This window comes from Nitrosospira briensis C-128 (genome assembly GCF_000619905.2).
GTDB classification, from domain to species: domain Bacteria; phylum Pseudomonadota; class Gammaproteobacteria; order Burkholderiales; family Nitrosomonadaceae; genus Nitrosospira; species Nitrosospira briensis.
The window spans coordinates 787254-800341 of record NZ_CP012371.1; the positions used below are offsets into that span (position 1 = coordinate 787254).

General features: G+C 55.0%; 8 protein-coding genes and 1 riboswitch. Of the genes, 2 read left to right on the forward strand and 6 right to left on the reverse strand.

Annotation, left to right across the window (positions count from 1 at the left end; all coding sequences use genetic code 11):
* Positions 1 to 16: 16 nt before the first annotated feature.
* The 6 genes from atzF to F822_RS03635 form a co-directional block, all read right to left on the reverse strand.
* Positions 17 to 1894 (reverse strand): allophanate hydrolase, encoded by a 1878-nt coding sequence (gene atzF, locus F822_RS03605; RefSeq protein ID WP_025040667.1) that lies wholly within the window; start codon positions 1892 to 1894, stop codon positions 17 to 19.
* Between the two features lies 1 nt (position 1895).
* Positions 1896 to 5579: an urea carboxylase gene (gene uca / locus F822_RS03610; protein WP_025040668.1), complete on the reverse strand. Its 3684-nt coding sequence runs from the start codon at positions 5577 to 5579 to the stop codon at positions 1896 to 1898.
* A gap of 137 nt (positions 5580 to 5716) precedes the next feature.
* Positions 5717 to 6400 (reverse strand): urea amidolyase associated protein UAAP2, encoded by a 684-nt coding sequence (locus F822_RS03615; protein ID WP_025040669.1) that lies wholly within the window; start codon positions 6398 to 6400, stop codon positions 5717 to 5719.
* Positions 6397 to 7128 carry an urea amidolyase associated protein UAAP1 gene (locus F822_RS03620; RefSeq protein ID WP_025040670.1) on the reverse strand — a complete coding sequence of 244 codons (732 nt, stop codon included), beginning with the start codon at positions 7126 to 7128 and terminating at the stop codon, positions 6397 to 6399. Before F822_RS03620 ends, F822_RS03615 begins: the two co-directional genes overlap by 4 nt.
* Positions 7129 to 7191: 63 nt before the next feature.
* The gene (locus tag F822_RS03625; protein ID WP_051536648.1) at positions 7192 to 8667 is read right to left on the reverse strand and encodes an APC family permease; all 1476 of its coding nucleotides are present in this window, start codon (positions 8665 to 8667) and stop codon (positions 7192 to 7194) included.
* 207 nt (positions 8668 to 8874) lie between these two features.
* Positions 8875 to 8978: riboswitch (guanidine-I (ykkC/yxkD leader) on the reverse strand.
* A 169-nt stretch (positions 8979 to 9147) separates the two neighbouring features.
* A complete protein-coding gene (locus F822_RS03635; protein ID WP_036575423.1) occupies positions 9148 to 9828 on the reverse strand; it encodes an O-methyltransferase in 681 nt (226 codons plus the stop codon).
* A 621-nt stretch (positions 9829 to 10449) separates the two neighbouring features.
* Between F822_RS03635 and rnk the strand changes: the two genes are divergently transcribed.
* Both rnk and F822_RS03645 read left to right on the forward strand, forming a co-directional pair.
* Complete coding sequence (rnk, locus tag F822_RS03640; RefSeq protein ID WP_025040674.1) at positions 10450 to 10860, forward strand: nucleoside diphosphate kinase regulator; 411 nt, start codon at positions 10450 to 10452, stop codon at positions 10858 to 10860.
* Between the two features lie 484 nt (positions 10861 to 11344).
* Positions 11345 to 12982, forward strand: coding sequence for an alginate export family protein (locus F822_RS03645; protein ID WP_051536650.1), 1638 nt, complete (start codon positions 11345 to 11347; stop codon positions 12980 to 12982).
* The last annotated feature ends 106 nt before the right edge of the window (positions 12983 to 13088 follow it).

Below are 13088 nucleotides of genomic sequence, written 5' to 3' on the forward strand. Positions count from 1 at the left end.
CCGTAAGCGTAATTAATCAGGTGTTGCCTAGCTGTTGCATGTAAGCTCGCCAGCCTCCAAACCGGCTGATATCCTCCGCATCTCCCACCGCATATCCCTCACACAGAAAACTCTGCACTGCGTCGCCATTTGCCAGGGTAATGGTACCGATGCCCAGAGGCGCAGGAATACCCGCCACAAAACTGCCGAATTCCCGCGTGGGTAATTCCCACACTTCGACTTCGATGGCGCTTCCTTGTTCATTCTTTTCCACCCGCACCAATCCGGGACGATAGGGCGGCCCGCCCGGTAGCGCGTAAAGTTTATAGTCTGGTGAAGTCGTGGTGCTCAACACCAAGCGTCCGCTGCGGCTGGTCAGTTGTTCGTTCAACGGGAGACCAAACAGGTGCGCGCCACAAACCGCCACGCGCACGTGACCGGACTGCTGATCGGATTGCGGTGCCTGTGATGAACCCGGGATCAAGAGCTGTTCCGGCAAACCCTCTTCTCGCAGGTAAATGCCGGTGGCCCCGAGGGGCAGCGCATAGGCTTGTTGCAGGCGCCCTGCGAGATGCAGCAGCATCTCATCCTGGTGGGCTGGCGCTGCAAGGGTTATGCCAAACGGTAGCCCATCATCTTGAAAACCAGCGGGCACCGCTACCGCCAAATAGTCCAGCAGATTCATGAAGTTGGTGTAGTAACCAAGATTTGCATTGAGGCGCATGGGGTCCTGCTGCATCGCCTGGATCGTATAAATGGTCCCGGCGGTGGGCGTCAGTAGACAATCTACTTCGGTCCAGGCTCGATCAGTCTGCCGTTTAAGCCCGCGCAAGCGGTATGTCCCATTATAGGCGTCGGCAGCCGAGTACCGTTTGGCGCTACCCATTATTTCGCGTACCGGCGCAATGATCTGCTCGCTATGCGAGTCAAAGAATTGCTGAATCGCCGCATAACGCTCGGCCACCCAAGGGCCCTCATAGAGTAAGCGCGCTGCTTCCAGAAAGGGCGCAAAGTCTATCTCAACAGATTTGCCGCCCAAACCTTGCAGTTTTACGATAGCCTCGCTGAACAGCCGTTCGTACTCTTGATTACCGAAGAATTGCAATTGGTCCTTGCGGGGAATACCAAAGCGAAAACCAAGTTCGGAAAAGCGCTGTGTAGCAGAATTATGGCCGCGACCTTGTCTCGCTCGCGAATAAATGTCTTCAGCATCGTAGCTGGCGGTGACTTCAAGAACTCGCTCAGCATCGTTTGCGGTAAGGGCAAAGATGGAAACACAGTCAAGCGAGCGACAGGCGGGCACCACTCCGCGCGTCGAAAGCCAGCCCCCGGTTGGCTTATACCCGATAAGATTATTGAATGCAGCGGGCACCCTGCCGGAACCGGCGGTGTCGGTTCCCAGGCTGAAGCATACCCAGCCTTTCGCCACGGCCACCGCCGAGCCGGAGCTCGACCCACCCGAAATATAATCGGGATTGAACGCATTGCGGCAAGCCCCGTAAGGAGAGCGAGTACCATTTAACCCGGTTGCAAACTGATCGAGATTGGTTTTGCCGATAGGAATTGCGCCCGCGTCAATCAATCTCTGCACCACCGTTGCGCTACGCTGCGATGTATAGGCAAAACCCGGGCAAGCCGCCGTGGTCGGTACGCCTGCCAGATCGATGTTGTCCTTGATGGCAAAAGGGATACCGTAAAGCGGCAGCGCCGCCTTATCCGCGGTCCTCGCCTTGGCCTCCACCGCACTGGCATAGCCTCTCAGTGCCTCAAGCGGCAGTTTATATATCCATACATGGGCCGTATCGTTCTGGATCAGCGCATGCACCGCTTCCACCATCTGACTGGGTGTGAACTCGCCGCTGGCATAGCGCTGCAGCATCGAGGGTATGTCGCCCAGAGGCATCAATTCGTTCAATTTAATCCTCCTGAATCACCAGCAGCAACTGGCCGGCGGACACATGTCCGCCTACCTTGCAGAAAAGCTGACCAATCGTGCCGCTCACTATCGCTTCCACGGCAAACTCCATTTTCATCGATTCAACGATAAGAACCGGCGTTCCCGCTTCGACATGTTGCCTCTCCTCGACGAGCAGTTTCCATACCGTGCCGGTCACATGCGAGCTGATCGCATGCGCCCCATCCGGAAGGTCCAGTTCGCTTTGCGCATCGGCTTCCTCAAGGGTAATCTCGCTCACATACTCAACCTTGCCCTCGGCATCCCAGCGTTCGCGCTCGGCTTCAAACGCAGCTTGCTGTTTTGCCTTGAAAGCGCTGATCGACGCCGCATTCTCTTGCAGAAAGGCATTATATTGTTTCAAACTGAACCGGTTTTCTTCCACGCGCAGCTTGAAGTGTCCAGTGATGAAATCGCGGCGCAGCTTGAGCAACTCGCTCTCGCTCACTGGATAGAATCTGATCTGATCGAAGAATCGCAGCAGCCAGGGTTTGCCATCCTTGAAATCAGCGGTCTGACGATAGCGATTCCACATCTGTACGGTGCGCCCAACAAACTGGTAACCGCCAGGACCTTCCATGCCATATATGCATAGATACGCCCCGCCTATGCCTACCGCATTTTCAGGTGTCCAGGTACGGGCAGGGTTATACTTCGTAGTGACCAGACGGTGGCGGGGATCGACCGGGGTCGCGACCGGCGCACCCAGGTACACGTCGCCCAACCCCATCACCAGGTAGCTCGCCTCGAACAGGATGCGCTGCACTTCCTCGATGCTGTCCAGTCCGTTTATCCGGCGAATGAATTCGATATTGCTCGGGCACCATGGCGCGTCGCTTCGCACGGATTGCATGTATTTATCGATCGCCAACCGCGTTGCCGCGTCATCCCATGACAACGGCAAATGCACGATACGTGTGGGAATCTCCAGGTGTTCGATGTCCGGCAGCTTCTTTTCCGCTGCAATCAAAGAATCCAGCAGCTTATCCCGCGCCAGCAGGCGTGAATCGAAATGGATTTGCAAAGTCCGGATGCCGGGCGTCAGATCCAGGATGCCTTTCAGGCTGCCGTTATCGAGGGCAGACTGTACCCACTCCATGAGAGCATGGGCACGGAAGCGCAGATTGAGATCGAGTTCAGGCGGACCATATTCAACCAGCAGGTTCTTGTCTCCCGCCTGGCGATATACTACCTGTATCTGCTGGGCAGTCTGCGGGATAGCGTGGAGAATGGGTGTCGTTGTTGTCGCCGCTGCCGTGGCCGGTGTTTTCCGTTCGATTTCCGGCAGAATGGGCTTCGGCACCCGGAGGTTTTCGATGGTGGTATCCTGCAATTTTTCGAGTGCAAGCGCCTCGTCCATTGAAACCCGGCGGAAACGGACACTATCGCCCGGCTTGAGCTGGCCCATTTTCCACAATTCAGCCTGAATTATCGTAACGGGACAGACAAACCCGCCCAGGCTTGGACCATCCGGGCCGAGAATCACGGGCATATCGCCAGTAAAGTCCACCGTGCCGATAGCATATGCATTGTCATGGATGTTGGACGGATGCAGCCCCGCTTCGCCGCCATCGCTTCGAGCCCATTTTGGTTTGGGACCGATCAGGCGTACGCCGCTGCGACTTGAATTGTAGTGAACCTCCCAGTCAACAGCGAAGAGTATCCGAATGTCCTCTTCGGTAAAAAAATCCGGCGCTCCGTGCGGGCCATAAAGCACGTCGATTTCCCATTTATCACTGTAATGAGGAACCAGCTCCTCCGGTAACAGGTTTCCAGCACCGTTCGCACGGGCGCGGGTGTCATCATGGTCTGAAGTATCACTGGCATCGGCCGCAACGATATGCAGCACATCGCCGGTAAGCAGAGTCCGACCAGCATGGCCGCCAAACTGTCCGAGGGTGAAGGTGGATTTGCTGCCCAGATAGTCAGGAACCTGGAAACCGCCCTGAACCGCCAGATAGGCGCGGCAGCCATTGCCCACGAGCTTTCCGAATTGTAATATTGCACCCGCCTTGACTGGATACGATCGCCAAAAGGTCAGCGGCTCGCCATCCAGGCGCACCTCCATCGGTGCGCCGCACACCGCAATCATAGAGTCGCAGTTGAAACGCAGTGTCGGGCCAGCCAGGGTGATCTCAAGCCCGGCCTTATCTTCGGCGTTTGCAACCAGCCGATTGGCCAAGCGGAAGGCCAACCCATCCATCGGGCCGGATAGCGGCACGCCGATATTCCAGTAGCCCGTTCGGCCTGGGTAATCCTGCACCGTGGTCTGTACGCCAGGGCTCATCACATCGACGGTATGAGCAGAATAACGGAAACCATTCAGGAAGCTCGTCGTGTGCTGTCCGCCGTGAAACACCGCGCCGCGCAGGATCTGCTTGAGATAACCCACGTTGGTTTCAATGCCATTCAGCGCGGTAGCGTCCAATGCGGCCAGGAGTCTGGCGATGGCTTGCTCACGGTCTGCCGCGTGCACGATTATTTTCGCCAGCATCGGGTCATAGAACGGCGAGACCTCGACGCCGCGTTCCACCCAGGTTTCAACCCGCGCCACAGACGCGGGCGGGAACTCCGCCGAGGTGAGCGTACCGCAGGATGGCTGAAAATCCTTCGCGGGGTTCTCGGCGTATACCCGCACTTGGATTGACACGCCCCGTGGTTCGATATGGAACGAATCCAGGGACGGCAACTCTCCGGCAGCCTGCCGAACCATCCACTCCACCAGGTCGATACCGGTCACCTCCTCTGTCACGCCATGCTCGACCTGCAACCGGGTATTTACCTCAAGGAAATAAAATTCGCTGGTGGAGGCATCGAAAATATATTCCACCGTACCCGCCGACTGGTAGTTGACCGTTTTACCCAACCGTACCGCCGCATCCAGTAGCGCCTGGCGTACACGCGAAGGCAAGTGGGGTGCGGGCGTTTCTTCGATCACCTTCTGGTTGCGCCGCTGCATGGAACAGTCACGTTCGCCCAGCGCGATGACCCCGCCCTTACCGTCGCCAAAAATCTGGACTTCGATATGGCGAGCATTCTCCACATATTTTTCCAGGAACAGACCCGCATCCTTGAAATTATTTTGCGCCAGGTATTTCACCGATTCGTAGGCGGCACTCAACTCTTCCCCGTTCCAGCACAACCGCATGCCGATACCGCCCCCTCCCGCGGTACTTTTCAGCATGACTGGATAACCGATGTGGGCCGCCTGACGGCGTGCATCTTCCAGGTCTTCCAAAAGACCGGTTCCCGGCAGCAGCGGCACCTGGTTCTGCAAAGCCAGTTCCCGTGCCGTATGTTTCAGCCCGAACGCACGCATCTGCTGCGGGGTGGGGCCGATGAAACAAATGCCATGCGCAGCGCATTGCTCGGCAAAGTCCGCCTTTTCACTGAGGAAACCATAGCCAGGATGAATAGCCTTGGCGCCCGAGTGTGCGGCAACCTCCAGAATCTTGTCGGCACGCAGATAGCTTTCTGCAGCGACGCCATTACCGATACAGTATGCTTCATCGGCTTCTATCACATGCTGCGACAGCGCATCGGCATCCGTATAGACCGCCACGCTTTTCACACCGATTCGACGCAGTGTACGGATGATGCGGCAGGCGATGGCGCCGCGATTAGCTATCAATACCTTCTTAAACATGGTCTATTTCCTGTTTAGTCCTGCTCGATTGCCGCATGATGCGCGCGAACCTCTGCTGCAGCATCGCCCTCGTAATTCGAAGGAATCACAATGGCGATCCGCAAGACCCCCGCAATCCACTCGCAACCCGGGAATGATTAATCAAACGACATGTCTTCGGGATCGTCCCAGATCAGGAGACGGATCGGTGTAGGGTTGTAGGCGTTGCACGGATTGTTCAGTTGCGGACAATTCGAAATCAGCACGATCACATCCATTTCAGCTCTCATTTCCACATATTTGAATGGGGCGGACATGCCATCTGCAAACTCCAGGCCGCCGGCCTCCGACACGGGTACGTTCATGAAGAAATTGATGTTGCTGGGCAGGTCGCGCTTGCTCATGTCGAGATGCTCACAGACCGGTTCATGGGCCAGCGCATGCAGAAAGTTGTCGCGGCAACTGTGCATTGGAAATTTTTCCAGCCCATACCGAACCGTATTGCTCTCCGCGGCGCAGGCCCCGCCTATGGTGTCATGCCGTCCGCATGTGTCTGCCACGATGCTGAGCATGACATTGCCGAAGTTGGAATACAGCTTGCTGCCGGTGGTCAGATAGAGCTGCTTCTGGCGGCGGATGGTATCGGTTGCGCTGTATCGCTCAAAGGCGTGGGATGCGTTGTAGAACAATGTGTCGACCGCCTGGTTACCCCCCAGATCGACAATGCGAAATACCTGTTTCTCCGTCAGCAGTCTGACCCAGGGCTCACCCGCCGGGCAGACTTCGTCCACCGTTGCCGTTTCGGGATCAAGCCTGCTTTCCACAAATTGCTTCTTGCTCATGCCGCACCTCCATGACAAGCGTATAAATTCCGGGTATTCAGCAGTGCGCGCGCGTTCTCGGCAATGCGAGTGCAGACCGCTATTACCGACGGCGGTGTCACAAATGCTGCCAGATCGACCGCTCCGGGCTGATAGGTTTTTGACGAATCAAGCGGGTGTGGCGCAGTGGATAACACCATCAGCGTATCCATTTCGAAACTCAGATCCACATGATCTCCCGCCTTGCTGCTGCCGGGATGGAACGCCAGCTCACCGGATGAATTGGCGGTTACCTTACTGAAGAAATTGATATTGGATACGACATCACGTATGCCCAGCCCCCATTTTCCCAATTCGATCAGCATGCCATCCAGCCCGTTGCGAAACATCTCGTTACGGCGCTCTTCGAACCGCGCCGTACCATATTTCTGGCGTATCGATTCGGCATCGCTCATGCCGCACACAGTGTCGTGCCACCCGGCGGTATCTTCGGTAATGCAGCAGAAAATACGGCCCATATCTGAATGGCACGCATGTCCCTTGGTCAAACGGAACGTATGTTGGGTTTTGAGTGTATCGGCCATGTTGTAACGTTCCAGTTTTTCCTCCTGATTAAAAAATAGTACGGCGGCATTGGCTCGTCCTATCACATCCACCAGGCGTAGTGTCGTACCCCGACGCACAATGCCAGACCAGTGGCACCCGCCGGGGATGTGCTGTTCCCAAATCAATGCATCCGATTGGTTCATGTTTTTCTCCTCATCGTAATAAATTTTCGGTTGAATGAATTTCGAGAAGGCTGATATCGCGCTTCATTTGGATAACATCTTTTTTTCAAAGCCTTTTTGCTGCGTTCGGGACATCAGGATATGAAGAGTCGTTATCCCCAGGATAACGCTCAACACCAGAGGCACCGCCCAGAGCTGCCACCAGGGTGCATTCGGAGCAACTGCGTAGGCACGCGGCCAGGCAATGTTGACGAATTCAAATACCGACCAGGCAAAGGCTACCGAGTTGATCAGCAAGCCCCAGATGCCAAGCTTGAGCTCACCGAGAGCCGGGTTCCAGCGGCCGGAGAGCCGGGCGTACAACCCAACCCCGGTGGTCATGGAAAACATGGCGTAGAGTCCCCCCGTACCGAACGCAATCACCGTAGCCACGGCGCCATCATTCAACCCGAACAGCAACCCAAGCGCAGACATCGATACCGTGCATATCACCGCATTGCGCGGCGTCTTGTCGGGCGCCAACCGGCTTAACACGGCGGGCATATTGCCTTCGCGGGCCATCGAATAAATGATGCGCGACGTGTACTTCACCACAGATGCCCCGCAGGCCAGAAAGGCGATCATGACAATACCCAGGAACGGCTTTGCCGCCCATGCGCCGAAGCTGGCGATGATCACGGGCGTGATCGGGTCGGACGTCGCGCTGGCAATGAGCGTATCGCGATCGAAAGCCAGCGTCAGCGCCGCGGAATTGAACAGCACGACTGACCCCACCATACATAGCGAAAAGAAGACCGCGCGCGGCACCATGCGCTTGGGATCATGCGTTTCTTCGGCGATAGTGGAACAGGCATCAAAACCGATAAACGCCCAGCCCGCGATGGCAAGTGCCGCCAGAAAGGCGCTGATCTCATCGGGCGCAGTGCCCGTGCCCAAATGCTGAAACAACTCCGAAAATGAATGCTGCCGAAAAAAGAGAAATAGCAGCAGAGCGACACCCACGGACCCGATCATCTCCGCATAAACGCCCAGTGAAATGATCAGCTTGAAAATATTGATGTGCGCCAAGTTGATCAGCGTGCAGAGCAATAGAAATACTGCGCCCCACACCACCAGCCCAAGCCCTGTTTCACTCTCTGATCCGACGAAGAGGGAAAGCCAGACTCCCCCGGTATAGGCGGTTGTGGTCAGCATCGCAACCGTGGAGCTGACGTATATCACGCCAGCATATTTACCGGTGATGACACCACCGAGCTGATGCGCCCATTTGTAAGCGCCACCGGCGATTGGAAACTGCGAGGAAAGCTCTGCGTAGACGGTGGCTACAAGCAATTGCATCACGAGGCAGAGTATCAGTGCGCCAAACCAGCCACCGCCTGTCACGACGGTCTGTACACCAATGATGGCATACAGGCCCACTACCGGCGAAACAACGGCGAAGCCGAGGATGAGGCTACTCCAGACACTCATGCTACGGTGGAGTTTATCGTCGATGACGGGCGCCGCTGCAGCAACGGTAGCAGCAGGGGGAGGCGTATACCGGTTCCCCCTCATTGACATGATACCCATCCCGAGAGAAGCGGAACAACCATGCCTGGCCGATGATTCACGCGCCAACTCATGCTGGAGAAGCGCCGTTCGAGAAGCCCAAGCAGGCCCCGACGCTATCAATTGCTGCAAAAAGAGGAAAAAAAATCGAAGAGAAGTGCATGACCGGTCTCCTTTATCAGCGGATCAAATTCCAAGAGTTAATGTATTACTTACATTATCTCCCGGGCTTTTATCCCTCCGTGGAGCCTCGTCACGACGAAGCCGGAAACTCTCGGACCAGACACTTTCAGCAGAAAGCCGGAACCCTAGTTTCGCTTTACTTCAACCGCGCTACACTGCGGCGTATTTCTTTAAAGAAGTTGCAATTCGGGTGCAACTGTTTCAGGTACAAAATAATTTTACACACCTCATCCAAAAAAGCAATACTTAACTTTTGAATAAGCTAAGTCCGCAGCCGCCGCGGTCTCAGCTTACTATCCCGTATTCTCGTCACATCGCTTTTTTACGCGCAACGACGACTCCATCACGGGTTGGATTTATAAAAGCATCAAACTCGGGATCGTCAAAGATGAGCGAATTGTGCTCAAGAATGGCTTCCGTCCAGCCGGGAACAATATCGACATAATGCTCCAGCGCCACCCTTCCATGCCAAAGTACGTTATCAGCGATGTAAAGACCGCCGGGGCGAATCCGGTCTTTAGCCATACGCCAGATCTGGGGATAATCGCCCTTGTCAGCGTCGTTGTAGCAGATATCGAATATTCCTTCGGTCTGCGCGAACGTCTCCTGCGCGGTTCCAACACGGAAATCGATTCTCTGCGCTAAATCCGCAGACTCGAGATATTGCTCGGCCTTCTCTTTGTTGAGAGGATCTCCATCGGTACAAATCACTCGTCCATCTACACCCGCTGCCTTGGCAAACCAATAGGCGGAATAACCATAGCCGCTGCCGAATTCGAATATGCGTTTCGCATTGACAGTCTTTGCCAGGGTTTCCAGAAAAATGCCCACCAGGCGGCCTACGATAGGAAAGTTGTTTTTCTCCGCTTCAGCTTCCATTTCAGCCAGAACCGGATGATCGGTCTGGCTGACCAGGCTGCGCATGTATTTTTCAATTGCCGGATTAACCGGGGCTAATACGATGGGATTTGAAACGGTAGGAGATTGCATTTCGATGATTGCTCCTCAAGAAACAAACAGGAATGGAAACTGCCCGCTGAAGCTCGATTCAATGGCTGACTCTACGCTCAACGCAAGGAGGGGTCAACGGCAAGGGCGGGTCAGCGCGTGGGTTGGTCCGTCCTCAATGGCGCATGCCTGTGGGTAAGCTTTTATATCGTTGAGACCTTCGAATTCACTGCTATGCTGTGCAGATAGAATGTCAGAATCAATTGAAATCGGAGATCCATTCTGATCGCATGGGAACGCAATATCGGCAACGCGGGCGCATATCCTGATGAAATCATATTTGCTGGACCGAACGAGGCAAATCACCGGCATTGGCAGGCAGAGCGCCGCTGAGCAATATTGATGCCATTTGGTGTAGAATGTATGTCTTCCTTTCCAAATCGGGTTATCACATTTGGATCGCCGGTAGGTGCACCTGCGCGATATACCTGAGGTAAGGCGCCGCACTAATCTGTACGGCGCCGGTCAAACAGATAACGAAAAACCCAGTCGCATTACTTCCTTGGCCGTGGCGTGGGCCTCAGCGACTCTCACGCAAATCGGCTAGGGCAAACTGTTGCCTTGATAGCCTGAATCGAAATCCAAACTTGAAATGAGGGTGAAATGAATAGCAGACCGCAAGTTGTACTAACGTCTCAGGATCTGGACCGGCTTGAAGCTTTGCTCGAGACCCTTCCAGCCAACGCTTTTCCCGCCAAGGAATTGCGCGCCGAGCTTGATCGCTCCGAAATCGTCGAGCCCGAGCAGATACCGCCATCCGTGGTAACCATGAATTCAACCGTGCGCTTCAGTATCGATTCCTCCGGCGAGGACTTCTGCCTGACTCTGGTCTATCCCAAAGACGTTGACGGCTCCGGCGACAAGATATCCATCCTAGCCCCAGTAGGCAGTGCCCTCCTGGGCCTCTCCACCGGGGATGAAATAGAGTGGCCTCGGCCAGGTGGAGGCATGATAAAGGTACGGATAGTGGAAATCGTCTACCAACCGGAACGCGAAGGAAAATTCTACCGCTAGAGCCCTGGAGCAGCGCCCCGAATAGAACCGGAAGAAAGCAATAGGCGCCGATAAACGGGCTGCAATAAATACAGCGAACGCGCCGTATGTCAGCCTTTACTTCAAACGCATCTCCATCGACGCCTGACCGATCCGCTGGATAACTGTTCATTTTTATCCAGTGGAGAAAGGTCGCATAGGGCGGCTCATTCACCTGCTTGACCCATCAGTCATACTCGCGGTCGGATTGATTTATTCGTACGGCACAATGTGCTGCGCTTGTTGCCGCCCTGCGCCTTGCCATACCTTGCTGAAACTGAAATGACCCTGCGGAAACCTCGGAGTCCTACGGGAAAACCGATGCCGTCAACTGCTCAGTTGTTCAAAGGCTGTCCTGATTCTGCTATAGTCGCGGCCAATTTTTAACCTGAAGTTCGAAATAACCTCCACTATGACCCTGATCAGTTCCCCGGCTTCGGTAGCCACAAACGCGGCCGAGTCAAAGATGCTTTCCATTCTATCCACACCACTCACACGCATGCCGCTATTGAAATTCTGCCTCGGCGCAAGCGCGCTGAGTTTGACACTTCAAGTGTGGGCGGCAGATTCCACATCGGCCGGTAATACGGCAACGGCTACTGCATCAGCTTCGGCGACTTCGGCGGGCTTAACTACCACCGCCTTATTCGACTGGTCGAAAGTTCCTCCTGTCACCGCTCCGTCGCGTCCCGGCCTGTTCTCGATAGCGCCATCCGGGCCGGGATATTACTCGCTCCTGAATCATGCCACCGGCAATCAACGCCAAGCTCCGCCGGTTTCGCCTTACGCACCCTATGCGCTCATGACCACACCGGCCTTTGATATCGATTTCCGTTACCTGGAAAAACCAGGGCATGAAAAGGATCTCTTCGACCCCATCAAGCGCATCCACATCGGCAATGACTTTCTGCTGTCTTTTGGAGGCAGCTTCTGGTACCGGTACATGCGGGAATCCGATGTCCGGCTGACTTCCGCAAATGATAATTACCATTTGATACGCAGCCGATTCCATGCCGATTTCTGGTATCAGGACCGGGTCCGGCTATTTGCCGAGTTTCTGGATGCACGCAGCTTCGGCCAGGGCCTGACGCCACTTGCCACGGATGTCAACCATACGGACATGCTGAATCTTTTTGCGGATATCAAGATTGCCAGCATCAAGGACGGGGCGGCTTATCTGCGTGTCGGCCGCCAGGAATTGCTCTATGGCTCGCAGAGGCTGATCTCCACGCTGGACTGGGTTAATACGCGGCGTACATTTCAAGGTGTGAAGGGCTTCTGGCGAACCCCGACATTCGATCTGGACGCGTTCTGGGTACGCCCGATGGATACGGAAAGAGATGCATTCGATAACTGGGACACGAAGCGTGAATTCTTCGGCTTGTGGGGAACGTACAAGCCCATGAAAGGCCAACTGGCCGATTTTTATTTCCTGAGCCTGGCCGACAACCGGAATATGGCAATCGGAAGAAATAACGCGAGAGGCAATTCAATTGTGCATACCCTCGGCAGCCGCGTTGCAGGTGACTACAACCGTTTTCTGTACGAGTTGGAAGGCATGTACCAGTTCGGTCAGTATTCCAATCAGGACATCTCGGCCTTTGCCGTCGCGTCCGGTGCCGGCTATCACTTCAAGGAAATGCCGATGAATCCCCAGTTCTGGCTGCGCTACGACTTTGCCTCCGGGGACAATAACTTGACTGACGGCAGCCGCAACACGTTCAATCAGCTCTTCCCCTTCGGAAACTATTACCTGGGTTGGATCGATCGCGTTGGCAGGCAGAATATTCACGATTTCAATGCCCAGATCAATCTTCATCCCCAGCCATGGGCAACTTTCACAGCCCAGTATCATCGGTTCTATCTGGCAAACAAGCGCGACTTTCTATACAACGCCGCAGGCGCCGCTACCTTGAGAGATCCCACAGGCCGATCAGGCAGCTATGTCGGTGATGAAATTGACTTCCGTCTCAATGTTCACGTCGATCGACACCAGGACGTCCTGGTGGGGTATTCGAAGTTATTTGCAGGAAATTTTTTGAAGGCAAGGGCACCGGGCGTTTCACCGGGCCTCTTCTATGTTCAGTACAACTTCCGTTTCTAACGGTTGGCCAGGAAACCAACGCAGCAATACGACTGGTGAGGAAAAGATACGTGGCTTCAGGATGAGTAAAAACGTAGCGCCGTATGAAAATATTTGCAGAATCCCC